16 protein-coding genes and 1 tRNA gene are annotated in these 26,184 nt (G+C 45.4%); 15 read left to right on the forward strand and 2 right to left on the reverse strand.

Annotated elements, in window-relative coordinates:
• Positions 1-35: 35 nt before the first annotated feature.
• The 10 genes from QUA00_RS00675 (at position 36) to QUA00_RS00720 (ending at position 12,780) form a co-directional block, all read left to right on the forward strand.
• Positions 36-383, forward strand: a complete 348-nt coding sequence (locus tag QUA00_RS00675; protein ID WP_333144188.1) for a DUF433 domain-containing protein — start codon at positions 36-38, stop codon at positions 381-383.
• A 3-nt stretch (positions 384-386) separates the two neighbouring features.
• A complete protein-coding gene (locus QUA00_RS00680; RefSeq protein WP_333291079.1) occupies positions 387-728 on the forward strand; it encodes a DUF5615 family PIN-like protein in 342 nt (113 codons plus the stop codon).
• A 6-nt stretch (positions 729-734) separates the two neighbouring features.
• Positions 735-980: a DUF433 domain-containing protein gene (locus QUA00_RS00685; protein ID WP_445305711.1), complete on the forward strand. Its 246-nt coding sequence runs from the start codon at positions 735-737 to the stop codon at positions 978-980.
• 45 nt (positions 981-1,025) lie between these two features.
• Positions 1,026-2,201: an exonuclease SbcCD subunit D gene (locus tag QUA00_RS00690; protein WP_333144186.1), complete on the forward strand. Its 1,176-nt coding sequence runs from the start codon at positions 1,026-1,028 to the stop codon at positions 2,199-2,201.
• A 247-nt stretch (positions 2,202-2,448) separates the two neighbouring features.
• Positions 2,449-5,490, forward strand: a complete 3,042-nt coding sequence (locus tag QUA00_RS00695; RefSeq protein WP_333408370.1) for an SMC family ATPase — start codon at positions 2,449-2,451, stop codon at positions 5,488-5,490.
• 157 nt (positions 5,491-5,647) lie between these two features.
• Complete coding sequence (locus tag QUA00_RS00700; protein ID WP_333240538.1) at positions 5,648-6,067, forward strand: XisH family protein; 420 nt, start codon at positions 5,648-5,650, stop codon at positions 6,065-6,067.
• Positions 6,055-6,387 carry a XisI protein gene (locus QUA00_RS00705; RefSeq protein ID WP_333103116.1) on the forward strand — a complete coding sequence of 111 codons (333 nt, stop codon included), beginning with the start codon at positions 6,055-6,057 and terminating at the stop codon, positions 6,385-6,387. Before QUA00_RS00700 ends, QUA00_RS00705 begins: the two co-directional genes overlap by 13 nt.
• A 113-nt stretch (positions 6,388-6,500) precedes the next feature.
• Positions 6,501-7,670, forward strand: a complete 1,170-nt coding sequence (locus QUA00_RS00710; RefSeq protein WP_333408371.1) for a pyridoxal phosphate-dependent aminotransferase — start codon at positions 6,501-6,503, stop codon at positions 7,668-7,670.
• Positions 7,671-7,686: 16 nt separating this feature from the next.
• Positions 7,687-9,585 (forward strand): aminopeptidase P family protein, encoded by a 1,899-nt coding sequence (locus QUA00_RS00715; protein WP_333408372.1) that lies wholly within the window; start codon positions 7,687-7,689, stop codon positions 9,583-9,585.
• A 363-nt stretch (positions 9,586-9,948) separates the two neighbouring features.
• Positions 9,949-12,780 carry a hypothetical protein gene (locus tag QUA00_RS00720; RefSeq protein WP_333408373.1) on the forward strand — a complete coding sequence of 944 codons (2,832 nt, stop codon included), beginning with the start codon at positions 9,949-9,951 and terminating at the stop codon, positions 12,778-12,780.
• Between the two features lie 525 nt (positions 12,781-13,305).
• Here the strand turns inward: QUA00_RS00720 and QUA00_RS00725 are convergent.
• Both QUA00_RS00725 and QUA00_RS00730 read right to left on the reverse strand, forming a co-directional pair.
• Positions 13,306-13,378 (reverse strand) — tRNA-Thr (locus tag QUA00_RS00725).
• Positions 13,379-13,517: 139 nt separating this feature from the next.
• A complete protein-coding gene (locus QUA00_RS00730) occupies positions 13,518-15,674 on the reverse strand; it encodes a WD40 domain-containing protein (protein WP_333408374.1) in 2,157 nt (718 codons plus the stop codon).
• A 382-nt stretch (positions 15,675-16,056) separates the two neighbouring features.
• On the opposite strand from QUA00_RS00730, the gene QUA00_RS00735 reads away from it, so the two are divergent.
• The 5 genes from QUA00_RS00735 to QUA00_RS00755 all read left to right on the forward strand — a co-directional run bounded on the left by QUA00_RS00735 (position 16,057) and on the right by QUA00_RS00755 (position 26,085).
• Positions 16,057-17,214 carry a sulfate ABC transporter substrate-binding protein gene (locus tag QUA00_RS00735; protein WP_333408375.1) on the forward strand — a complete coding sequence of 386 codons (1,158 nt, stop codon included), beginning with the start codon at positions 16,057-16,059 and terminating at the stop codon, positions 17,212-17,214.
• Positions 17,215-17,455: 241 nt separating this feature from the next.
• Entirely contained in the window at positions 17,456-18,316 is an 861-nt protein-coding gene (gene cysT / locus QUA00_RS00740; RefSeq protein ID WP_333408376.1) for a sulfate ABC transporter permease subunit CysT, read from the forward strand.
• The gene (cysW, locus tag QUA00_RS00745) at positions 18,306-19,184 is read left to right on the forward strand and encodes a sulfate ABC transporter permease subunit CysW (protein ID WP_333408377.1); all 879 of its coding nucleotides are present in this window, start codon (positions 18,306-18,308) and stop codon (positions 19,182-19,184) included. The genes cysT and cysW overlap by 11 nt, the downstream gene beginning before the upstream one ends.
• Positions 19,185-19,378: 194 nt before the next feature.
• Entirely contained in the window at positions 19,379-19,738 is a 360-nt protein-coding gene (locus QUA00_RS00750; RefSeq protein WP_333408378.1) for an NIL domain-containing protein, read from the forward strand.
• Between the two features lie 992 nt (positions 19,739-20,730).
• On the forward strand, positions 20,731-26,085 hold the full coding sequence (locus QUA00_RS00755; RefSeq protein ID WP_333144178.1) for an SdrD B-like domain-containing protein: 5,355 nt from the start codon (positions 20,731-20,733) through the stop codon (positions 26,083-26,085).
• The last annotated feature ends 99 nt before the right edge of the window (positions 26,086-26,184 follow it).

A 26,184-nucleotide genomic window follows, 5' to 3' on the forward strand; every position in this document is an offset into this window, starting at 1 on the left:
CTAGAATACCTGTATGGGAAAAAAAGTTAATATTTATGAACTCAATAACTACAAATACGACACTGAAAGAATTGCAACCGCAACTCTTGGCTTTAACTCCCGAAGAGAAGGCTCAAGCTATAGAATTACTAGCCCAAAGTTTAAGAAAATTTTGGTCTGGAATTCAAAAGACTCCCGGCGTGTGCGGCGGCGATGCTTGCATCAGACAAACGCGAATTCCTGTTTGGGTACTTGTGAATGCTCGCCGTTTAGGTATTTCTGAGGCTGAACTCCTAGAAGACTATCCGACTCTGCGTGCCGCTGACTTGGCGAATGCTTGGGCTTATGCTGAGGCATATTCTGATGAGATTGAAATAGCAATTCAAGACAATGAGGAAGATTAAAAAGTGGCGCGTTTCTATGCAGATGAACAATTTCCGAAGCGGGTTGTGGAATTATTGAGGACTTTAGGTCACGATGTCCTTACCGTACAGGAAGCAGGAAATGCTAATCAAAAAATTCCTGATGAAGAAGTGTTAGCTTTTGCAGTGAGTATTGACCGCGCTATTTTAACGCTCAATCGCCGTCATTTTATCAGGCTGCATACATTACAACCAGACCATGCTGGTATCATTGTTTGTAAAGATGATTCAAATAGGGATATGTTGGCTTTACGGATTAATGAAGCTATTGCGAATCGAGAATCTGTGAGAAGTTTACTGATTCGAGTTAACCGTCCTTCGGAGTGAGTAGAAATGATAGAATACCTTGGGTCTGGAATTCAAAAGACTCCCGGTGTCATGGGTGGTGCCGCCTGTATCCGAAAAACGCGGATTCCTGTTTGGCTGTTAATAAGTTATCGCCGTCAAGATGCCACCGATGCTCATATTTTAGAAGGTCATCCCTATCTCTGTGCAGCAGATTTGGTGAATGCTTTTAGTTATGCTGAGGCATATCCTGATGAGATTGAAACAGCAATTAAAGAAAATGAGGAAGATTGAAAAGTGGCGCGTTTCTATTAAAATAAACAAAATACTCCTCGTACTATGCGAATAATTCATACTGCTGACTGGCATTTAGGGCGGCGTTTCCGAGGGATCGATCGCACTTTTGAAATTGCGATCGCCCTCGAACAGATTTTGAAGCAAGCAAAAGCCTTGGATGTCGATGCTGTACTCGTTGCCGGCGACATTTTCGACGTGCCCAACCCTCCCGCTTACGCCGAACGCATTGCTTATAACTTTTTCTGCGAACTCCAAGCGGCAGGAATTCCCGCAATTGCGATCGCCGGTAATCACGATTCGGCCTCCCGCATCGACAGCATCGCGCAATTGCTTTCCCTCGCCGGTGTTCGCGCTTTAGGCAAACCCAGGCTTTCCGCCGACGGTGGCACAATTACTCTTAATACAAAAAGCGGTAAACTTTGTGTGGGAGCGATGCCTTTTGCTTCCGAACAAAGACTGTTAGATGCTAATTCTCTCTGGCAGTCTGGCGATGCCGATCGCCGAAAAGATTACCGCGAAATCGTAGCATATTTACTAGAAGATTTAACCAGGGAGTTTAGAGACAATACTGTCAATTTTCTCATGGGACACATGAGCATTGACGGCGCTCGATTGGCAAAATCCGAAGTCGCTTATTACACGCGAGAAAAATACCTGCTCTCATCGGAAACTCTGCCGCCGGAAGCTCAGTATGTTGCCCTCGGACACATCCACATTCACCAGCGAATTTCTGAGACTTCTCCCGCTTATTATTCCGGTTCTTTGATTCAGTTAGATTTTGGAGAAGCGGAACAGGAAAAAGGATTTTGCTTGATAGAAGTTGAGCCGGGAAGTCAGGCAAAGGTGGAATTTAAGCCTGTGGCTTGCCACAAGCCGTTAAAAGTGCTTAAATGTCATAACGACAATCTTGATGAAACTTTAGAAGCTCATCAGTATCATCCTGGTTTCTTGAAAGTAATTGTCGAACTGGACAGTCCGCAAATCGGACTTGCCGATCGAGTGCGCCAAATCTGTTCCCAAGCGCTGTTAATTGAACCGCGCTATCCAGATGCAGCGCTAGAAGCAACAGAAATAACTAATATCGATCCCAATAATTTCGATCCGGCAGCAGAGTTTTGTAACTATTATCAAAACCGCTTGGGAACGACACCGAAACCGGCAGTATTGGAGGAATTTCAAAACTTGTACAAGAAGTTTAAGGAAACAGTTAATAATTAAATGCGTAAAAAGATACAATAACTGGTTCCCAGGCTCCGTCTGGGAACCAATATCCAGAGGCTCTGCCTCGCGCTTAAATAGGAAAAGATACAATAACTGGTTCCCAGGCTCCGTCTGGGAACCAATATCCAGAGGCCCTGCCTCGCGCTTAAATAGGAAAATTCGAGGCAGAGCCTCCGGATCTGCTTTACCAGGCAGAGCCTGGTAAAGAGTAATAGAAATCCACCATCTAAAATCTAAAATCAGTATGCGTCCACTCGAACTTATTCTCGAAGGATTTACCAGCTTCCACCGCGAACAGCGTTTAGATTTTTCTCAACTCGATTTGTTTGCCATTACTGGTGCTACAGGTGCGGGCAAATCTTCACTGCTAGATGCCATGACTTACGCTCTTTTTGGCACTACTACTCGCAGTGGCAAACAAGTAAGTGATTTGGCGAGCCAAGGCAGCGAAAATTTAAAAGTGCAGTTGCGTTTTGCTGTGGGTTCGGCACAGTACCGGGTGACGCGAAGGTGGCGTTTCCGTCCGAAATCTCCTGAAAATAAGGTGATTTTGGACAACTGGCAAAATGGCCAATGGGAAACTTTGGGAACGAGTATTGTTGCTGTTCAAAATACCATTGAACAGATTTTAGGAATGGATTTTGATACTTTTACGCGAGCAATTGTTCTGCCTCAAGGCAAGTTTGATGAGTTTATTAAAGGGGATACTTCAAAACGCCGGGAAATTTTGCGACAGCTAGCAGGATTTGAGATTTTTGAGCAGATGCGGAAGGAAACAAATGAGCTGGCAAAGTTGCTGAAACAGGAACGGGAAATGGTGGAAAGGCAGCTAGGGGATTTGAGTGCGCCGACGGCGGATGAGGTGGATCAAAGACGATCGCAACTTTTGATTTTAGAGCAGCAGTTGCCTGAGTTCGATCGCGCTGTGATGAAAGCTCAGAAGGCTCTAGATGAAGAGGAACAGCTATTTTCGCAAATCGCTCGCTGGCAAGAGTTACAACAACAATTGGCCCAATTAAATGCTAATTCCGCTGAAATGGAAATTTTAGCACAGCGTTTAGAAAGAGCGCAAGCTGCCAATCATTTACAGGGAGATTGGGCTTTAGTGCGATCGGCTCGCAGTCAGTATGAAACTGCCGAAAGTGCCTCGGTGGCAGCGAGAAAGCAGTTAATTAAAGCTCGCTCTGAGCTGGCAGTAGAGCAGCAGCAACTTGACGCGGCAAAAGCGAAAGAAGAGGTGCTAGCGCCACAAATTAAGGCTCGCGAAGATGCTCTGGCGGCTGCTAAAGTATATGAAGAACAGCGCGCTCAATTAGAAAAAGAAGTGGCGCTTGCCCAAAAAATTCAACAGGAAAAACTCCGCTTTTTTATGGCAGCAGATAAAGACCTGCAAGCTGCTAACACTAAAATTCAAGGTGCGGGTTTTCGAGTTACTCAAGCAGCGGCACAGCTCGAACAGTATGCGCGGGGAGGAAAGCGTTTAGAGCAATTGCAGCAAATTTCACCCTTATTGATGGAACTTCAGCTAATTACCAAGCAGCAAAAGACTCAGCAAGAACAGTTGGATAAATCTCTGGCAGATAAGGAAAAAGCTCAACAAAATTATGTGAAGGCTACCACTAATTTAGAAGCCGTTGAACTCAGGCTAAAAGAGTGCGCCCGCGAGTTAGAAGTGGCGGAAACCGCTAATGCGGAAGCGGCACGTTTAGAGAGTGTTGCTGCTATCAGAATGTCACTGAATTCTGGCGATACTTGCCCGGTGTGCGGGGGGGTGCATCCTGAGAGCGAGAGCCTGCCTCCTTTGCCAGATTCTAATATTGTCGATGTCGCTGATTTGCGGCGTAAATTGGCGGCGGCAAATCAGCTTTTTCAAGATGCTCAAAGGTTGGCGGCTGAGGCGAAAAGTACAGCTTCAGCTTGCCAGCAAAAAGAGTCGGAAATTGCTCAAATGCTCGAATTAACTGCGAATAGAGTTGCCGAATTGCAGCAGCAAATCACTCAAGTTCTGGAAAATCCTCAGTGGGAAAGCTTGGGGTTGCAGCAGGAGTTGGCAATCCTTAAAGAGAGCGATCGCCAATACCGCGAAACCGAACAGCAGTTCCAACTGGCATCATTGGAATATGATAATTTTCAGGAAAGATTTAATTTGGCGGTGGCGACTCAAGCAGCTAAACAGCAGGAATATCAAGATGCGATCGCCGAATCAGACCGCCGCCAGCAGCAGTTCCAAAGTTGTGTAAATGCGCTTTATCAAATTACCGAATATCAACCTTATGCTAATTTAGCAAAAGTCTTAGAACAAGACAAGCAAGACTTGGCAAATCTGCTAAAAGTTGCCGAAAAATCCTATCAAACTGCTCAAAATAAGGTTATTCAAGCCGCAGAGAGAGAGCAACAAGCTGGAGAGGCTTTTGGGCAAGCCCAAGCCCAGAAACAGCAGCTAAACCTGGATTGGTCAGCAAAATTAACGGCGGCTGATTTCACAGAAGAGACATTTTTAGCAGCGGTTGCGACAGTTAAGGAACAATCAGAATGGGAAAATGCTATTCGCTCTCACCGCGAATCAAAAATTCAGTTAGAGACGCGGGCGAAAGATTTGAGCGAGGCGATCGCAGGCAGAACTACCGATGAAAATACTTTAGCACAAGTGCGATCGGCAAAACATACCGCCCAAGAAAACCTTAAACAAGCCAACAACAACCGCGCCGAACTTTTAGCTTGGATTCAAGTAGCAGCCCAAAATCTCGAACAAGCCGAAAGACTGTCACAGCAAATCACAAATTTCACAGAACAAGAGCAAACTTATCACACCTTAGCGCAGAATCTCAAATCCAACGAATTTCAATCCTACATTTTAGAACATTTAGAAGCAGAATTAGTCGGCAGCGCCACATTGATTTTGCAAGAATTAACCGAAAATCGCTACAAACTAAAAAACCAAGACGGCGAATACTGGGTAACAGATAATTGGAACGGCGGCGAAGCTAGACGAGTGCGAACCCTTTCCGGTGGCGAAACCTTTGCAACTTCCTTATCAATGGCTTTAGCTTTGTCAGAAAAACTGTCTCAAGGAGCTCACTTGGGCAGCTTGTTTCTCGATGAAGGATTTGGTACTTTAGATACGGAAACTCTCGAAAGCGTTACTCAAATTTTAGAATCTTTGCGGCAGCGAGACAGGCTGATTGGAGTGATTACCCACGTTCGAGAATTGGGCGAAAGGTTGCCAGCACAAGTTAAAGTGTCTAAATCCCCCCAAGGTTCTAAAATAGAAGTTGAAAGAGTCTAATTATACTATAATAAGACTTATGTCAAAAGTAGTTTTGCTCGCTATAAATAGCGCTCTCGGTGCGCCTTCCGCATTCTACAAACTACATATGTAGGCTGTGTAATACGCATCTGTTAACTAAGCTCTTTTGGGATCTAGTAAAACAGTTTTTAAAATCATGTCAGCCAAAGATATCTTTCACAACACAGTACGTGCGGCTTTGGAGAAAGATGGATGGACAATTACTCACGATCCTCTATTTCTAAAAGTAACTTCTCAAGTAAAAATGCAGATAGATTTGGGAGGAGAGAAATTACTTTCTGCCGAAAAGGGGAGGCAAAAAATAGCAGTAGAAGTAAAAAGTTTTGTGGGCTTGTCGGCGCTGTCAGAATTCCATACGGCTGTTGGTCAATTTCTTAATTATCGAGTAGCATTGGAAAAATTGGAATCAGAACGAGTGCTGTATTTGGCAGTGCCTACAGATATCTATCAAGATTTTTTTACAGACTCGTTTATTCAAACTGTGTTAGAACGATATCAAATAAAGATGCTGGTTTTTCATGTGAAGGGACAGGAGATAACATTATGGAAAGATTAGATTATCGCCAGTTAGTTCAGAAAGTCATACATCAACACGCGACAGAGCAGTCGGAGCAAGATGTAGAAACCACTGAAATTGTTTTCGATACGGAACGCGATCGCTATTTATTGTTGTATGTGGGATGGCGGGATGAAGAACGAATTCATGGATGTCCGATTCATGTTGATATCAAAGATGGAAAGATTTGGATTCAGCGCGATTTTACGGAAGTAGGAATTGCCAATCAATTTCTAGAATTTGGAGTCCCTAAAACAGATATTGTGTTGGGATTTCGAGCGCCTTATGTACGGCAATTTACTGGATTTGCGATAGCGTAAATCATTAAATAATCTCAAAAAAAAATCCCCACAACCCCGACTTCTCCAATAGTTCGGGGTTCTAATCTGTAAGTTCTGTCAATCTACTTAACGCCCCAAGAAACAAATATTATATGAAAAATTACCCCACTAGAATGCAATCGGTACAGTCGCCAATAATTCCCGTAGTTGGCGAACTGATTCGCCAAAATCCGGGAACGATATCATTAGGACAAGGCGTAGTTTACTACAATCCGCCACAAGAATCATTTGAAAAAATCCCCGAATTCTTCGCAAATCCCGACAATCACAAATACAAAGCCGTGGAAGGAATTCCACAATTACAGGATGCAATCGCAGCCAAACTCAAAACCGATAACGATATAGAAATTAATAACAAAAACTGCATTGTTGTTACCGCCGGTAGCAACATGGGATTTACCAACGCCATTCTCGCTATCACTTCGGCGGGAGACGAAGTTATTATCCAATCACCTTATTACTTTAACCACGAAATGGCGGCAATTATGGCAAATTGCCGACCAGTTATAGTAGAAACCGACGCAAAATATCAACTTAATATCGATGCTATAAAAAAAGCAATTACCGACAAAACGCGCGCCATAGTTACCATTTCCCCAAATAATCCCACTGGTGTTGTTTATTCGGTCGAAGCACTCCGAGAAGTTAACCAAATTTGTCGCCAGCACAACATCTATCACATCAGCGATGAAGCCTACGAATATTTTACTTATAACGGCGTCAAACACTGTTCGCCCGCCGCTTTTCCCAACAGCAGCGAACATACAATTTCTTTGTTTAGCCTCTCCAAAGCCTACGGTTTTGCGAGTTGGCGGATCGGGTATATGGTAATACCAGAACACTTGCTCGTTTCAGTGAGAAAGATTCAAGATACCATCTTAATTTGTCCGCCCGTAATTTCTCAATATGCAGCCCTGGGAGCCTTGCAAGTTGGTAGAGGTTACTGCGATAATTATGCAAGGGCGATCGCATCTGTGCGACAACTCGTATTAGACGAACTCAATACCATCCAAAACTTGTGTACAATTTCCCCTGCCTGCGGAGCATTTTACTTTTTCTTGAAAGTTGATACTGAAATCGATACAATGGAATTAGTAGAAAAATTAATTCGCGAATATCACGTAGCAGTGCTTCCCGGTACAACCTTCGGCATGGATAGCGGCTGCTATTTGCGGGTTGCTTATGGTGCTTTGGAAAAAGCAACTGCCACGGCAGGTATTAGGAGATTAGTTAAAGGTTTGAAGACAATTTTAAACAAGTAAAATAGGAAATTTAAAAATGGTTGCCACGAACTTGAAAGCAAATACAAATATCCAAGATACCTCCGCTGCAAGACTGGCAGACTTGCGCGATTTGATGGCAGATTATGAATTAGATTGCTATTACATCCCAGCGGTTGACGAACACTTAAATTTATCCGTTCCAGCAGCGAAGCAGCGGCGAGCTTGGATGTGCGGTTTTACGGGTTCCGCCGGCGATTTGTTGGTTGGCAAAAATTCCGCTTGGTTGTTTGTGGATTCCCGCTATTACGAACAAGCCGAATTGCAAGTCGATCCTGGAATTATTCAAATATCAAAACTTGGCTTAGAAGGAAATTTAACCTTAATTGAAACTTTAGAAAAACTGGCTGTAGAATCGGTCGAAAAATCAAGGAAAATTCGCATGGGTTTTGACCCGTTTACCGTAGCGACAGAGCAATATCAAAATTGGGTGAAAAAATTTGCAACGGCGGAGATTGAACTCATAGCAATCCGGGAGAATTTGACAGACAAAGTGCGATCGCAAAATTCTTGGCAAACAGCAGAGAGTTTACCCGCGATTGATGCAGAGCCCATATTTAGCTTACCTGTATCCCTGACAGGAGAAACCGCCGCCCAAAAATTAGCCAGAGTCAGGGAAGCGATGCAAAAAGCCAATATCGATGTGCTTCCGATTACCAACCTGAATCAAATAGCGTGGCTGTTCAATCTCCGAGGCTCGGATATTCCCCACATTCCCATTTTCATATCCTATGCCATTGTCACCACAGATTCAGCGTTTTTGTTTACAAATCCCGAACGAATTTCGCTAGAAATCAAGCAAGAATTGCGGGATGATGTAACTTTGCTTCCCTACGCCGACTATCCGCATACATTAGAAACTTGCGTAAATTTGCCACATAAAGTTCGGGTACTTTTAGACCCGAAACACAGCACAGCAGGCACGTACCAGTTAATATTAAACCATCAAGAAGCGCAGTTTTACAACATCGAAATAGTTTTTGATACTCATCCGGTAGAAGGGATGAAAGCTCGCAAAAATCCCGTAGAAATTGAGCAGATGAAATCAGCCAATTTCAAAGCAAGTCGAGCGAAAAGTTTGACTTTAAAGTGGTTGACAGAACAGCTAGAAAATGGTAATGTAGTGACCGAGTTTGATGTCAAAGAAAGCATCGAAAAATTTTACCAAGAAGAAGCAGATTTTCAGACTTTAACTTTTAGAACGATCGCCGGTGCGGGAGCCAATAGCTCGATCGTACATTACGGAACCCCCAGCCCAGAAATCACCTTAAAACCCGGAGAATTGCTGCTGCTGGATTCAGGCGCGCAATATTTAGCAGGTACAACCGACGATACGAGAACAATAAGTATCGGAGAACCGACGGCGCTACAAATAGAACACTACACAACAGTCTTAATCGCGCACATCAACTGTGCAATGCAGCAATTCCCCAAAGGAACAACGGGAGCGCAATTAGATGCGATCGCCCGTGCGGTATTATGGCAAGAACAGCTAGACTACGGACACGGTACAGGGCACGGAGTCGGCGCGTTTTTAGCCGGTCACGAAGGGCCAAACGGCATCAGCAAATCTGTGCAGTATCCCCTGGAAGCCGGAATGGTAACTAGCATCGAACCGGGATATTACGAACCGGGATGGGGCGGAATTCGCATAGAAAATCTTTATGTTGTCAGGGAAATGCCATCCAAAAACGGTACCGTTTGGTACGGATTTGAATCGCTGACGTATATTCCGTTTGAGCGCAAATTGATAAATGTCGATCGGCTGTCAAAGACTCAACTAGCATGGTTGAATAATTATCATGCTGCTGTAGTCGAGAAACTGGAACCCGTACTTGATGCAGGAACAATTGAATGGTTGAAAACAGCCTGCGCTGTGCTAGGTAAAGCCTTGTAATTTGTCGCACATTTAACTTGTACACCTATTTTTCGGGAAACTCTTGTGGGGTGGGCACGCGAGCCCGCCCCAAAGGTACAAAATAGCACATATCAGATAGGGACACGGCACTGCCATGTCCCTACTGTTACATAGTTACATAGTTACACTTCTCAGGATAAAATTACCTACTGATAAATAGCTAAAACTATTGCTATAGAATTTTAGGGCTTCAGACAATTAGGTGATTTTAGTCACAGTAGATGCAGAGGATTACTGTTAAGTTCATAGGTAATGCTGGGATAACTTTTAAATAATTACTAAAATTATTATAAGGTTCTATTTACTTAATGATAATTACCAAAAACAAGGGGGTTAAGTTTTATGAAAGCAGAATCAGAAGTAGCTATTTCTTGTGCAATATCTATTTTCTCTAATGAAAAATTTAAAGCCGATGATGATAGACTAAACTATCAATCCTATAAAGAGCTAGGTCTAATTTGTGGTCAATGTAGAGAACTTATTTTTTTTAAGAAAGGTACAGAGAGAGTTTCTCATTTTTCCCATTTCAAAACTACAGGAAAAGATTGTCAATGGAGAACCGGGAGCGATAGCAATACACTACATACTGATGCAGAGGGTAGAGAGCAAAGCTTAGAAAAGTTCCAGACTAAATTTAAATCGATTATTGAAGAAGGGATAATCAAACATCAGCAAATTTCATCCTCTCAGCTTCGCGAGCAAATAAAGGAAGGTCAAAGATTAGTTTCTACCTATAAGATAGATATCGACTCTTGGCTAAGGTGGTTTAATCAAAATAGAAAACCACTGAGAAATCTCGCTAAAAGTTTGTATCAAACTAATGAGTTAGTATCTCAGGAAAATCAGATAATTCTTTTAAATTTTGTTGATTATTTGTGTGTTCCTGCTAGTGAATATATTTTGAGAGATATCCTTTACTATGTATTTGGTTTATTGGATAAAGAGATATCTCTTAAGAAATATTTAGAAGAGCTTCCCTCTAAAGTCATTGAATTAATGAGTTATGCTGAGTGGGAAAAAGAGTATAAACGAGCAAAAGAAAGTGTGAATTTTTCTTCCTATCTAAAAGGAAAATCTAATACTGAGACGGAAGTTGCAGCAACAAAACCAACTGAAAAACTAGCCAACGAGTGTCTAGGGGAAACCGAAAATTCGTCTACTTTCAATACAGTATTCCTAGAGGAAGTAGCCAATCCTATAGGGTCCGATTCTATAGCTACAGAAGAAGATGTTGCCTCTAATAGTAATAGTAAGGACACATTAATACAGAAGTTGTCCAATCTTCGAGTAGAATCCGAGAAAGTCCTAGAGGATTCTCAAACTTCTAGTAATGCAGCTTTATCTCATAGTTCACGGGAGAAAGTCGTAGAGGAGAATACTACGTCTACTACTATCCCCGCCAATCTTATAGTAGAGACTCAAACTCCTATAACTTCTCCAGAATCTTCTAAGAGCTTTGAAAAAGTTATAGTAGATTCCGATCTTTCTCACAGATATTCGTCAGCTAAAGAACGTATTTTACTGGTTGAGAAAGAGGTTACTAAGGTTATAAACCTCTCAGACGTAAAAACAGTAGCTAAAAACAGCTTTGAATGGAGGGGGTTGTTAGGTACTGTACCATCTATCATCAAGTTAGTACCATCAGGAGATGCTTGGATTATACTAGCTTTACCAATTCCAACTCCTAAAACACCGCTGTACATTTTACTAGCGGATCAAGCTATCAAAAATCACTGGGATGGCGACAGATGTCAGATACGTATTCGGACGCCTATCTATTTTGAGGTAAATCGCCTGCAAAATAATTCAGCAGATGAAGAAAGTACGGAGAAACTGGAAGATCTCCACAAAAAAATAGTGCTTTTAGACAGAATTTCGGATGATGTCTTACATAAAAGACCTATCCCGGAAAATGCAGTGATGGACAGCAGTCAAAAGCTTCAAAGATGCCTCCAACAAGCTGAATTCAAAACTTTAGCTACCGATCCGTACTATTCTAAGTATTATTTAGGTAGTGTAAAGTTCATGGTAGAGGTAGAAACAGAAGAGTATCCCTATCTACTAGACGACTTTATGTCAAAAAAGAGGATAGCTTCTCCCGTTCTATTAGCGTTAAACTGGCTAAAGTTAGTCCCCCCAAATCTCAAACAACATTTTGGTACTAAAAAACCAACTGTAAAGGAGATTAACTCCTATCTACAGTCAAAGTTTGATTTTCGTAACGTAGATTTAGAAATCTACGAGAAAAACGGTCAAATCTTCTTAGAAATTCTTTATCTGGGAGAATCTCACGTAAAACAGTTACTCACCATCAAATCTCCTGAAAAAGGGTATAAGGCTCGGAAAAATGTCCCTGTAAAAGTTGCTAGCACGATATCTTTTGCAGAGAAAGTAGCGTTTAAGAACTTCCTTCAATCATCAGACAGTCTTCTCAGAACAGAAGTCCAAGGGCAATTGACTGAATTAGTAGAGAAATTCCTATCTGCTAATTACCAGATTCTAGTAGGACACAAAAAAGTAGCTCAGGCTAAGAAACCCACGGAAATAGTAGGATACGATCGGCAGAAAATTATCAATTTCTTACGTCCTTTCACTTTAGAGTCGGGAGTAAAAAATGGTCAGTTAATCTGGCTGAGGACTGGAAAAATTATTTCAGAAGTAGATATCGGTACGCTTCTCTCAGAGATTAATAAGAACTGGAAATACTGGGATAAAAAAGATAAATTATTCATTTCTATTGGGGGTTTTGATATTCATAACCAAAATCCAGGAGTATTAGTCCTGAAAGTATGCAAGCTACTAAGAAAACAACCACATTTAGACAAGCTAGTGTGGAAAGATTTGATCGAGGTCTTTTATCAACTAACAAGTCTAGCAATAGGTTTCAGAACATCTAAAGGAGTAATTCTCACACCAGACTCTCTTTACTCGTCTAATGTAGAACAGTGGATGCAGCGAATTAAAATTCAGTTGATTGCGGTTCTACTTTCTACCTCTAAAACAGGAAGTGTAGAAGCCTGGTTGCAGAAAGATATATCTTCTCTCTACGATGCTTTAGAAAAAGCGTACCCTAATTGGAAGTTTAAGGTGAGTAAAGATGTCTTAAAGCATTTAGAGGAATTACATAATGCTCTAGATATCTGTCTGCAAGTAGAAGAGCCTAAATTTGAGTAGATAATACATTCACTTTTAATAAGTGTGGTTAACTTCTTAGGGGTATTACACTATTTTTTTCGCAGATGCTCGTCAGCTAATTATCCATAAAGGTTAGGAAGTTGTGTAAATTTGATGATTTCTTTAGTTTAGTTTTGAAATAAAAATTTATTTCACTATTATTGCCCCGTGTTAGTTCTGTTCACAATTCCTACTTATCTCTAGAATTATTTTTCCCGATACTCCTATCTGGAAAGCACAAAGCTGGAGAGAAAATATTCAAACCTTTAAAAAATGTCAGCATTGAGACTCTTATAAAGAAATAAAATAGCTATACCCTACTAGCTAGCAAACCACTTCTAAATCCCTATCTAGCTTAGCTTTACTTCGCACTTTTTATACACTACTAAGATAGGACATTCTATCATAAAGCCAAGCTTTAAGAGCTTAGTTGGGTATGAAACGGGTATGGGGCTCTAGACCCACTTCATACCTAAAAATAAGACCAAGGCTCGAAGTCTCATCAAGCCTTGGTCTTATCAGTAAAGCTGGTGACAGGATTTGAACCTGCGACAGGCTGATTACAAATCAGCTACTCTACCAACTGAGTTACACCAGCAGTGAAACTTAATATAGCAAACTTATAGTCATTAGCGCAACCCCCCCAGCCAATTTTTTTTCAAATTCCCCCAAAAGCTCTCCCCGTAAGGGCAAAACCGGAATTGTCTGCCCGCTGCCCACAGCCCACTGCCAATTAACTAATCGCAGCGCCAAATCTTAATCGTCTGATCCGCACTGCCGCTGGCGAGCAAATTGCCCGAAGGTGCGATCGCCACCGAGTACACAGTACCCGAATGTCCCTTAAGACTGGTCAACAACTCCCCCGTCTGCAATTTCCAAATATTAATCGTATTATCATCGCACCCGCTAGCCAAAGTCAAACCGTCCCGACTGATAGCAACCGACTCGCCCCGACTCACATAATTCTGCAAAATATGCACCGCCTCATTCGTTCCTAAATTCGTTACACCCTTTCCGCTTCCAGAATTAGTATTTAAAATCCGCAACAAACTGCCCGTATGCAAATTCCGCAGCTTAATCGTATAATCATTGCTCACGCTAGCAAGAATCTGACCGTCCGGCGCGATCGCCACAGAATTCACCCCAACATTCAACCCCGAAAGAGTCCGCAGCAACTTGCCACTTTCCACATCCCAAACCTTACTCGTCGCATCCGAACTACCACTCGCCAATATTTTACCGTCCGGGCTAAAAACCACCGCATTCACATTATCAGAATGGCCCCTCAAAGTCCGCAGCAACTCACCACTCCGCAAATTCCACAGCTTAATCGTATTATCAGCCCCGCCGCAGCTAGCAATTACCAAGCCCTTCGGGTTAATCGCCACCGAATTCACCTCCATAGAATGTCCCGGAAAAGTACACAGCAAATCGCCGTTGTGCAAATTCCAAAACTTAATTGTTTCGTCCGAACTGCCGCTGACCAACATTTTTCCGTCATAGCTAATAGCCACTGAATTTACGCGATCGGAATGTCCCGTCAGAGTGCCAATTAATTCCGTGGTTTCTAAATCCCAAATCTTAATAGTTTTATCCCAACTACCGCTAGCCAGAATTTTACCGTCAGGGCTAATCGCCAGAGAATTGACAAACGATGAATGTCCCGGCAGCGTATATACACACCGCCATTTCTGATGTTTTAATTTGTGAGCTAATTCCTTCACCCGCTTAGCAGCAGCCTCAGCTTCCTCTCTGCGTTTGAGTTCAGCCTCCTCCAAACGCTGGCGTTCCGCCCTAGCTTTCGCCTCTCGCAGCGCCAGCCGCCGCATCTCTCCCTTATAGACTATTCGCTGCTGCTCCTGAATTTCTTTAAGAGTTTCAATATACGGTTTTGCCCAATCTTTAGAAAACCATTCCTGAGCAAATTCCGCCTCTAAATTAAATAGCTGAGGTTCGTGAGTAAAATCGATATTTAAATAATACAAATCCGCTAAAAAAGCCGCCAATAATTTGTGAATTGTCACAATTATTTGCCGAATAATCCGCAAGCTCAGCTTTCTATCTTTTCCCTCTGCCTCCAACTGGTTATAAACCTCTTCCCAATTCCAAGGCTGCATCGCCACTAGAGAAACGCTCTGATTGATGACTCCCCAAAAACCGACATGAAAATTAACTTCATAATCGCTGATATCGCTGTACAGTATAGCTGTCGGTACGGGAGACAACACAGTCTGCAACCGCTCCACATCAATATCAGAAATGGATTTTTTGAAATAATCTCCGTAAAACTGAACCGGACACAAATCTCCATGCGGGGGGTAGTGCTGGTTCAAAAAAGCTCTTAACTTAGCCGGCAGCTCGATATTCAGATTGTGGCGAAACGAATCCGGGCAATCTTCGCTAATTTTTGCGGGAGCAACTAACAGCAGCAATCGGTGCTGCTGCTGCTGCAAAATCTGTTCAGTTTCCTGCCTGCTCAAATTAGAAAACCAGTTGTCCCTGTCCCAAATTGTTTGAATTTCGCTCAGCTTAACTCGAATTGCTTCTGATTGAAACTCCCGCATTAAGTCGCGGCAAAGCCGACTAATTGCCCGCTTATCTCTTACTTCTTGTGCCTTAATTCGATTAGCCCGTTCTTCTTTTACCCTTTCTTCTGCGTCGGCGATCGCGATTAATTCTTGTTCTCTGGCCTGCTGCCGCTGCAAATATCTCACTTGTGCTTTAATCCAGCGGGGGTCTTTTTTGATTTGCTGGTTCAAAGCTGAAGAACCAGAGGGTTCAATTTCTGCATAGCGTTCGTTGACAGCGCTTGCTCCCAATCTTTCTCCCAATTCAGAGGCTACAGGCTTCAACAGTTCAATTAGAGTGTCTGAGACTGGGCGGGGTAAGGACATACCAGTTAAAACTTTTTCTTAGTTAAGGGCGATCGCGCGAGTCAGACATATCCCCCTGGGGCGGGGACTCTTGGCAGGGCTATTAGATTTGGGCGATCGGCCGATGCTATATGTAAGGCGTATCGTGCAGGCGAATCGTGCAGCCGCGCCAGCTTAGCACCTTAACTTAATAATAATATTTATTTATACACTTTACATTTTACCCCGAATCTGACTAGAAAACACCGACGGAAAAGACTTCAGGATATGCGATCGACCCTGAGTTCCCCCAATTTGTTTTTTTTGTTGCCATTTCACTCGCTCTTGTCTATAATCGTACTTCACAACCATAATTACGGTATTCCTACCTAAAAACCGTACTTTATCTAGAGGAACAAATATAATGAGCCCGTGGCAACGCCTAACTCAACACCTTCACTGGCCGCAACAGCCACCAGCCGGTACAAATAAATCATTGACTGGGCTGAAAAGATTTGTGTCACTATTTTTAGTGGGAATAACTTTAAGTCTAGCCGTTGCATCCTGCGGCCAGGGAACCACCAACAACCCCGCAGCCAGTCCCGGCAGCAGTCCAGGCGGTGCTAGCCCAGCAGCCAACAAAGGCAACGTAGAATTAACCCTAGTATCCTTCGCCGTCACCAAAGCCGCCCACGAAGCGATAATTCCCAAATTCGTAGAACAATGGCAAAAAGAAAAAGGCCAAACCGTCACCTTCAACCAAAGCTACGGCGGTTCCGGTTCCCAAACTCGCGCCGTAATTGACGGTTTAGAAGCAGACATCGTACACCTAGCCCTCGCCCTCGACACCGCAAAAATCGAAAAAGCCGGACTAATTCAACCTGGGTGGGAAAAAGAAGTTCCCAATGAAGGCATAGTCAGTAAATCCGTAGGAGCAATAGTTACCCGCGAAGGCAATCCCAAAGGCATCAAAACCTGGGAAGATTTAAGCAAAGACGGAGTAAAAGTGATTACTGCCGATCCCAAAACATCAGGCGTTGCCCGTTGGAATTTCCTCGCACTTTGGGGCTCTGTTGTTAAAACCGGAGGAGACGAAACCAAAGCATTAGACTTGACTACTAAAGTCTACAAAAACGTCCCGATTCTGACTAAAGATGCCCGCGAAGCCACCGACGTATTTTTCAAACAAGGCCAAGGCGACGCCTTAATTAACTACGAAAACGAGATTATTCTGGCTGGTGAGAAAGGCGAAAAACCAACTTATACTATTCCAGAAGTCAATGTTTCGATCGACAATCCGATTGCCATCGTCGATAAAAACGTTGATAAACACGGTACTCGCGAAGTCGCCGAAGCATTTGTCAAGTTTCTCTACACCCCAGAAGCTCAGCGAGAATTTGCCAAAGTAGGCTTCCGCCCAGTAGATGCGACAGTAGCGGCGGAACCAGAATTTGTCAAAAAATATGCCCCCATCAAAACCCTCTTTACAGCTCAAGACTTAGGAGGTTGGGGAGATATTCAGAAAAAATTCTTCGATGACGGAGCTGTTTTTGACAAAATCCAAGGTTCAATTAAACAGTAGTGGCCGGGGCGGGTTTACGAGTTGATTGGTTTTAGTCAAATACGATCGGTAAAACCCGTATCTGGTATGGCGCCTCGCTGCTAGATATGCGATCGCGCCTTGCAGATTGTAGGATGGCGACGCACCCTACATCTATCTAATGAGCCGGGGCGGGTTTACCAGATGATTGGTTTTAGGCAATTATTTTTGGTAAAACCCGCCCCTACAGCAATTATTCTTTCCAACTCAAAACTATTGACTTATGGCTGGATCATCTGCAATCAGTAACCCTCAATCTCCGATCGAAAATATCAAAAAGGGGCTGGGCAAAATAACATTACCTTGGGGAATCACCCTAGGCTACCTCAGCTTAATGCTATTCCTCCCAGTTACAGCAATGCTGCTGAAAGCCAGCACAGCAAACCCCGCCGAATTTTGGGCAATTGCCACCACTCCCATCGCCCTTTCCGCCTACGATGTCACCTTCTTTACGGCATTAATTGCGGCATTAATTAACGGAGTATTCGGCACATTAATTGCCTGGGTATTAGTCCGCTACGACTTTCCCTTAAAACGGATTGTCGATGCAGTCGTCGATTTACCTTTTGCACTGCCCACCTCCGTTGCCGGTTTAACCCTCGCCACAGTTTACAGCGATAACGGCTGGATTGGTTCGCTTTTTGCACCTTTGGGAATCAAGATATCCTTTACTCGCTTGGGCGTAGGTATAGCGATGATCTTTATTTCCTTGCCATTTATAGTTAGAACCGTACAGCCAGTTTTAAACGAGATGGAAAAAGATATCGAAGAAGCAGCTTGGTGCTTAGGTGCTTCTCAATTTGAAACTTTCTGGCGAGTAGTTTTGCCACCGCTATTTCCGTCTATTTTAACCGGAGTAGCACTCGGATTTTCGCGAGCGGTTGGCGAGTACGGATCTACTGTAATTGTAGCTTCTAACATACCGTTCAAAGATTTAATCGCGCCAGTATTAATTTTCCAACGGTTGGAACAGTACGACTATGCAGGAGCAACCGTTATCGGCACTGTCATGTTAGCTATTTCCCTGGCAATGCTGTTCGCCATTAATCTTTTACAAGCATGGAGAAGACGCTATGACGGCTAATATCAATTCACCCGCTGGTTACAAATTTCCGCCCGCAGGTTCTAGTCGGAGTCAGGAAAAAGCTTGGGTAAAACCAACTTTAATCGGAATTGCGATCGGCTATCTCGCTCTTGTCTTATTTATCCCCACACTCAACGTTTTTTACCAAGCTTTCCGAAAGGGATTTGAGCCATTTTTTTCTAACTTAACCTCCCCAGATTTTCTGCACGCAGCGCAACTAACCCTGGTAATTTCTCTGATAGTTGTGCCTGTAAATACAGTATTCGGTTTGTGTGCAGCCTGGGTAATTGGTCGCAACAAATTTCCGGGTCGGACGCTATTAATCAGCCTTTTAGATGTGCCTTTTGCCATCTCTCCCGTAGTTGCAGGTTTAATGATTGTACTGCTTTACGGTCGGCTAGGATGGTTCGGGTCGTGGCTGGAGGCGGCCAATATCAAGGTTATTTTTGCCTTCCCTGGAATGGTGCTAGCTACTGCTTTTGTTACCTTGCCTTTTGTGGCCCGCGAAGTAATTCCTGTTTTGGAAGAAGTAGGAACAGATCAAGAAGAGGCGGCGAAAACTTTGGGAGCAAATGACTGGCAAATTTTCTGGAATGTCACGCTTCCCAGTATTCGCTGGGGATTGCTTTACGGAGTAATTTTGACCAATGCTAGAGCAATGGGAGAATTTGGAGCTGTTTCTGTGGTGTCGGGAAATATTGCTAAGAAAACGCAAACTTTGCCTTTGTTTGTAGAGGATGCTTACAAGCAGTACGCGACGCAAGCGGCATTTTCGGCGGCGGTAGTTCTCGGTCTTTTAGCAGTTGTTACTCTCGTGCTTAAGGAGATTTTAGAACGCAAAACTAGGATAAAAGAAGTTGAAGAATAGTCATGAGTCATTAGTCATTAGTCATTAGTCATTAGGGATTTAGGGTGCGCGCTGTGAACCTCATCCCTCAAACGATTCATTAGTAAGGTGCGGCGCTATCGACAATCTGGTTGGAAGCTCGAAAATCTCACAGCGGCATATCCTACAAGATATTGGTGCAAAGTGTAAACTGAAACAAAAATTAGGAGTCCCAAATGTTAGCTAACAATACTAGCGAATCTGAATTTGAGGCGATCGGCGATTTTCACAGAACCCAAGAATCAGATATTCCCCACTCTGATAGTGGTGACAGCAGACCAACTCAAACCCGCATTCGCATTCGTGTTCCTAAAGAATACCATCAGGAACCTGTGATTTCTAACCTGATTTCTGAATACGGTTTGACTGTGAATTTTAATGCCGCTTTGTTGGGTGTTAAAACTTTAGATGACGGTTGGTTTGACTTGGAACTGAACGGTACAAGTAAACAGATTGAAACGGCTCTGATGTATCTCAATGATTTAGATGTGGAAATCTGGAGCAATTCCAATAATCCCGATGAAGAAACTTGGTAATTAGTGAGTATTGGATGCCCAAATGGAAGAGGAGTTAATATTCTGGACGGTCACGCCAAATTTTCTTTCCTCTTCCCGATCTATTGAGTATAATAGTGTCCATAAATATTAGTCATGAGTCAATCGATTTGAGATTTGAGATTTGAGATTTGAGATTTAAGCATTGGCCCCACGGATAAATTCGGCGGGCAAGTTTCATCGGATGCACGTTTTTTATTTCTGGACGGATGAATCCGGGGGCTTGTATCCTAGATGCTTTAGGTGAGGATTAATCAGTCCTATCTATTCCTGTAAAAGAACTTTTTTAACTTTTGTAGTGAGGAATGCAAGTCTTCATAAAACTCAGAGGACTTGCATTCCTCACTACAAACAAATTTGAGGGCGGTTGGTCGTTAGCGAAGCCCTCGAAGAGGATCGCACATACCGATAATTCAGCAGCTAACAACTACCAAATAACACCAGCTTACAGCTAATAACCGTGACTGATGACTCTTGACTAACAAATATATAGCGGTTCTCAAGCGTGGTGAGGTATGCCCTATACCCTATGCCCTATGCCCTATGCCCTATGCCCTATGCCCATGAGTACCTCATCTTTCTGAGAAAGGTTATAGATCGCCATCAGTTAACTATTCGATTGACAATTTTTATAAAATCTGGTTTTTTCTCCATCTCTGACATATCAATAAACAGCGCGCAAGTCTTCTCCAACATTATTGTTGTACCAGCCGGAACAATATCCCCCTTTAAGACTTCTAAACAATCAAACTAACTCAGTTAGGGCAGGGGAGCATATAAAAAAGTTTTTGTCAATATTCCATTTAGGTGAAAGTTAGGTTAGGTGAAATTAGGGGCGATCCTCTTCGTTGGCGTAGCCCCCGTAGGGGCGGGCTTCGCCAACGACTCTCATCCGCGCTGGAAAAAGCTCGATCGTTGCTGCGGTTGGTTTGTGATATGAATTTGATGTGTGCGTGTACCAGGAGAATTTGAACGTGGAAATCTATAAAGAACGGAAACACCAGATAGTTTTTGCTGATTCACAAGTTAAAGATTGTGAAAGTTTAACAGAAACGCTCAATCCCGATACAGAAATTGTTATTCTCAAAGCCGATCGCGACGGCATCGAGCAAATCGCCGAAACACTTAAACAGCGGAAAAACATTGCAGCCGTCCACATTTTGTCTCACGGTGCAGCAGCCAGCTTGCAACTGGGAGCAACAGAACTAAATCTGTGCAACATTGAAAGCTACCGCAATTATTTAGAAACATGGTTTGCTTTGCCAGCAGCCGAAACAAACTCGAACTCTTCAATTACAGCTAAACCCGAAATTCTACTTTACGGTTGCAACGTCGCCGCCACAGAAGCAGGTGTGGCTTTCGTGGAAAGGCTGAGCCAGCTCACCGGGGCAAATATTGCCGCGTCCGATAACTTGACCGGGAATGCGGCACTGGGTGGAGACTGGGAACTAGAAGTAACTACGGGCAACATAGAAACACCTTTAGCATTTTCAGCAGAGGCGAGGGAAGCTTACAGTGGCGTACTGGCTGACTTGAACCAAACGACTGGCGACTTTAACGGACTGGTAAATGCCATCAATGTTGCCAACATCAACAGCGGCACTGACACGATTACTCTCACTGCCGATATTACCCTCGCAGGGCAATTGCCGAGAATTACCGACACCACCACTATTGTTGGCGGTGGTTTCAAGATCAGCGGCAATAACAACCGTGCCTTCGTAGTTGATAACACAACATTTAACATCTCAAACCTCACCATTGATGCCGCAAAAGCAGTAGGCAACGCGGGAACCACCGGTGGTGGTGGCGCTGCGGGCTTAGGTGGCGCACTTTTTATCAACAACGGTACAGTCACAGTTGACAGAGTTACTTTTTCTAATAACTCTGCCGTTGGCGGTGCAGGTGTGGCTGGGAATGGTGGCAAGGGTGGTAGCGCCGATCTGGGTACTTTATTCGGAGGTACGGCAGGGACAAATGGCAGAGATGGTCGCACCGGTCTAGATAGCACTGGCCTGGCAGGTGGAATAGGTGAAAACGGCGAAGCAGGCACTTCTGGAAATGCAGGCGGTACAGGCGGTAAAGGTGGTACTGGTGGTACTGGTGCTACTGCTGGCGGGACAAACGGTGGGGCTGGTGGCATTGGCGGCACTGGTGGTGCTGGTAGCGTTGTCGGTAGTGGCGGCGGTGGTGGAGGTGCCGGTGGCCTTGGCGGTCCTGCTGGTAGTGGGACCCAGGGTAATGGTGGCAATGGCGGTGCTGGCGGTGCTGGCGCCTTTGGTGGCGGCGGTGGTGCTGGCGGTCTACTCGGCACTGGCAACATCAATGGCACTATCGGCGCTGGCGGTATTGGCGGCTTCGGCGGCGGTGGCGGTAGTGGCAATGGTGCAAGCGCTGGAGGCACTTTTGGCGGTGCAGGTGCTATTGGCTTTGGTGGCGGCGGTGCAGGTTTAGGCGGCGCGATTTTTGTTGGCGGTGGCACTTTGACCATGACCAACAGCACCTTATATAGCAACACAGTTACTGGTGGCAATGCTGGTAATGTGGCCGCAGGTGCGGGTACAGCAGCAGGTGGCGCAATTTTTGTCAACTTAGGTGCTACCGCTACTCTGACCAATAATACGATCGCCTATAACACTTCCACAGCAGCCACAGTTGGCATACCGGCTAGTCTGATTGCTAGTGCCGGAGGAATTTACAACAACGGCGGTACAGTTACAGTCAAAAACACGATCGTTGCTGGCAACGTTGCTACTACCGACACAGATGTTACAGGGGCATTCACAGGAAATAACAACCTGATTGGGGTTCTCGGCACTAGCACGGGTTTCACAGCTCAGGCATTAGCGGTTCCTTTGGCAAATGTATTAGCTCCAGCAGCCTCTGCCGGACTCAACGGTGCAACTACCGGCCCGTTCACCCTGGCCCTAGTTGACAACAGCCCCGTCACTACCAGCAGCAACCCTGCAATTGGTGGGGGCGACCCGACAATAACGGCAGTGGGCGCTACAGCTTTTGACCAACGAGGTACTGGCTTTCCTCGAAAAATTGACAATACTCTTGTCAGCAAACCGAATATTGACATCGGTGCTTACGAGTACGGGCCCGTGGTCGTGGGTCAGAAATTCAACGACCTTAACGGGGATAGCCTGCAAGGTGCCGCGGCAACTGAACCAGGTCTAGGCGGCTGGACTATTACCGCAGGTACGAAGACTAATGTAACATCTGCCGTTGCTGCCACTCTCGGCCAATACACTCTCACGGATACTAAGGCAAATACAGCGATCGAAGAAACGTTACAAACCGATTGGGTGCAGACTTTGGCACCAACGGTGACGACTGGTACTGCTGATGTTACCGGTGCTAACTTCGGCAATTTCAAAAAAACCTCGATCGCGGGCAAAACCTACACAGACCTCAAAGGCGACGGCTTCACGTCCGATGACACCACACAAAACGAGGTCACGGTCACTTTATACAAAGACACCAACGGCGACGGCATATTCCAAGCAGCCACAGATACGATCGTGGGTGCGCCGGTACCGACTGCCGGAGCCGGAGATTACACATTCTCCGATATAGGCCCGGGCAAATATTTAATACAAGCCACGGCCCCAGCCGGCTCTAGGATCTCTTTTCCCGCTGCCGCAATTCCCGTTACCGCCCTAAGCGGTACTCCGGTCATCAACACCGCAGCGACTCCCACCAACTTCGGTATCTTCAAAAACATCACCATTAGCGGTACCAAATTCGAGGACAAAAACGGCAACGGTGCCCTAGACGCGGGAGAGGTAGCACCGCCAACTCCTTTTGATATTCAGTTAGTTAACGCCGCCACCGGTACAGTGGCACAAACCAAAACTACAGATCCCACCGGCAACTACACCTTTACCGACGTTGGACCCGGCACCTACACCCTGCGGGAAGTGCCAAAGCCTGATTGGCAACCAACTCTTGCCCCCACTGGCAGCATCACTACCAACAGTGGCGTCAACATCACCAACACCGCAGCCACTCCCACCAACTTCGGCAACTTCCAACTAGGCAAAATCAGCGGGATCAAATTTAACGACCTCAACAAAAATGGCATCCAAGATGCGCCAGCAGAACAACCCCTAGGAGGCTGGACAATCTACCTGGATGCCAACGACAGCGGCAGCCAAGATGCAGTACCAGCCGAAACAGGCACCAACGCCACCGTCACCGATGTCGCCGGCAAGTACCAGTTCACCAACTTGCCAGTCGGCACTTATACAGTGCGGGAAGTGCCACAAACAGGCTGGACGCAAACTCTACCCCCTGTCAATCCAGCTAGGCCTACTCTTCCCGGCGCGTTTACGATCGCCGTCACCAGCGGCACAGATTCCCAAAACAACAATTTCGGCAACTTCAGACCCAACTCGATTAGTGGTCTGAAGTTCAATGACCTCAACAACAACGGGGTACAAGATACCGGGGAACTAGGACTTCCCAATTGGAAATTCTTCCTCGATACAAACAACAACGGCACTCTCGACACGGGAGAAGCGAACACTGACACCGATCCCGCAGGCAACTACAAATTCCTCGACTTGCCAGCAGGTACCTACAAGGTGCGGGAAGTCTTGCAGCCTACTTGGACGCAAACTACCCCCGACCCGGCGGACATCACTGTCACCAGCGGTCAAGACATCGCTAATATCAACTTCGGCAACTTCCAGCCGGCCACTATCAGCGGTCAAAAATTCAATGACCTCAACAACAACGGCATTAAGGATGCCGGAGAATTGGGGCTAGCTAACTGGCAAATATTCCTCGACAGTATCACTCCGGATGGATTGTTTCAGCAGGGCGAACCCACTACCATCACCGATGCCACGGGCAACTACACTCTTAAGGACATACCCGCAGGTACTTTCCAGGTAAGGGAAGTCCAGCAAAACGGCTGGACGCAGACGACCCCCAACCCCGCCCCCTTTGCGGTTAAGAGTGGAGATAACATCACAGGCATTGACTTCGGTAACTTCCTGCCCCAACCGGGGGCGATCCGAGGTCTGAAGTTCCAAGACACCAACAACAATGGCACTCAGGATGCTGGAGAACCGGGTTTACCCAATTTCCAAATTCAGTTAACCAATGTCGTAGCTGGAACTGCTCCTGCTCCTGTTACTACTACCACAGACAACACTGGCAACTACCTGTTCGCCAACCTAACGCCGGGAACCTACCGCGTCAGGGAAGTCAACCAAACTGGGTTTACCCAAAGCACCCCCGAACCCGCCGACATCGCCCTAACTTCAGGCGCTATTGTCACTGGCATCAACTTCGGCAACTTCCCAGCGCCGACGCCGACTCCGACGCCGACTCCGACTCCGCCGCCAGTGCCACTGCCACCTGTACCGACGCCGACGCCTGCACCGACGCCGACGCCTGCACCTGTAACGACGCCGACGCCTGCACCTGTAACGACGCCGACACCTGCACCTGTAACGACGCCGACACCTGCACCTGTAACGACGCCGACGCCTGCACCTGTAACGACGCCGACGCCTGCACCTGTAACGACAGATTTGGTTTGCCCTGAGAACTTCCCCAGGATCGCTACTCCCAATGAGGCCGGCACTCCTTCAGCGGGTAATGTGATCAATGGCCCTAACGGCGACGATACGATCGTGGGTAGTGCCGGCAGTGACTCTATCTTCGGGTTGATCGGCAACGATTTGATCTTTGGTCGAGGGGGCGGCGACTACATCAATGGCAATATAGCCAACGATACTCTCTACGGAGGCATCGATAGCGATACTCTCTTCGGTGGCAAAGGGTTTGACCTGATTTTTGGCGATCGCGGTAACGATACGATTTATGGCAATCGTGGCAACGACTCTCTTTCTGGCGACGAAGGCAATGACGTATTGTACGGGGGCAAAGCCGATGACGTAATGTTGGGCGGCGCTGGCGACGACGTGCTAATTGGCGATCAAGGCAATGACACTCTCTGCGGTGGCCAGGGTAACAATACCTTAATTGGCGGCAGCGGCGATGATTTGCTCTTTGCTGACACCGGCGATGATTTGCTCTTTGGCGGCAGTGGCAGCGATACCCTCGTCGGCGGCATTGGCAGCAATGGCTTTGTCTTGTCAGCGGGGGGAGGAATTGACACGATTTTCAACTTCACCGCAGGAGTTGATTCGATCAAGTTGGTGGGAGGCTTGGACTTCAATCAACTGTCATTAACCGAAACTAACGGCTCGACGGCGATCGCGATCGCCAACAGCGACCAGATTTTGGCTATACTCAGGGGCGTGCAGCCGAGCCAGTTATCGGCTCAGAGTTTTAGCTTGCTGGTTTAGTCCGCAGATCAAACTCGGCAGTTAGAACCGAGCATACACTTGCCTGCTGTCCCAACACAGAGGGACTAGCGGGAAGCACAACCTCTAAGCATGGGTTTG

The organism is Microcoleus sp. T2B6, from assembly GCF_036700475.1.
In the GTDB taxonomy this organism is placed as follows: domain Bacteria; phylum Cyanobacteriota; class Cyanobacteriia; order Cyanobacteriales; family Microcoleaceae; genus Microcoleus.

Excerpts from the sequence above, each read along its gene's own strand:
- QUA00_RS00710 (WP_333408371.1), top strand. The coding sequence starts at position 6,501 with ATGAAAAATTACCCCACTAGAATGCAATCGGTACAGTCGCCAATAATT.
- QUA00_RS00700 (WP_333240538.1), top strand. The coding sequence starts at position 5,648 with ATGTCAGCCAAAGATATCTTTCACAACACAGTACGTGCGGCTTTGGAG.
- QUA00_RS00750 (WP_333408378.1), top strand. The coding sequence starts at position 19,379 with ATGTTAGCTAACAATACTAGCGAATCTGAATTTGAGGCGATCGGCGAT.
- QUA00_RS00705 (WP_333103116.1), top strand. The coding sequence starts at position 6,055 with ATGGAAAGATTAGATTATCGCCAGTTAGTTCAGAAAGTCATACATCAA.
- QUA00_RS00735 (WP_333408375.1), top strand. The coding sequence starts at position 16,057 with ATGAGCCCGTGGCAACGCCTAACTCAACACCTTCACTGGCCGCAACAG.
- cysW (WP_333408377.1), top strand. The coding sequence starts at position 18,306 with ATGACGGCTAATATCAATTCACCCGCTGGTTACAAATTTCCGCCCGCA.
- QUA00_RS00720 (WP_333408373.1), top strand. The coding sequence starts at position 9,949 with ATGAAAGCAGAATCAGAAGTAGCTATTTCTTGTGCAATATCTATTTTC.
- QUA00_RS00690 (WP_333144186.1), top strand. The coding sequence starts at position 1,026 with ATGCGAATAATTCATACTGCTGACTGGCATTTAGGGCGGCGTTTCCGA.
- QUA00_RS00685 (WP_445305711.1), top strand. The coding sequence starts at position 735 with ATGATAGAATACCTTGGGTCTGGAATTCAAAAGACTCCCGGTGTCATG.
- QUA00_RS00730 (WP_333408374.1), bottom strand. The coding sequence starts at position 15,674 with ATGTCCTTACCCCGCCCAGTCTCAGACACTCTAATTGAACTGTTGAAG.
- QUA00_RS00715 (WP_333408372.1), top strand. The coding sequence starts at position 7,687 with ATGGTTGCCACGAACTTGAAAGCAAATACAAATATCCAAGATACCTCC.
- QUA00_RS00675 (WP_333144188.1), top strand. The coding sequence starts at position 36 with ATGAACTCAATAACTACAAATACGACACTGAAAGAATTGCAACCGCAA.
- QUA00_RS00695 (WP_333408370.1), top strand. The coding sequence starts at position 2,449 with ATGCGTCCACTCGAACTTATTCTCGAAGGATTTACCAGCTTCCACCGC.
- cysT (WP_333408376.1), top strand. The coding sequence starts at position 17,456 with ATGGCTGGATCATCTGCAATCAGTAACCCTCAATCTCCGATCGAAAAT.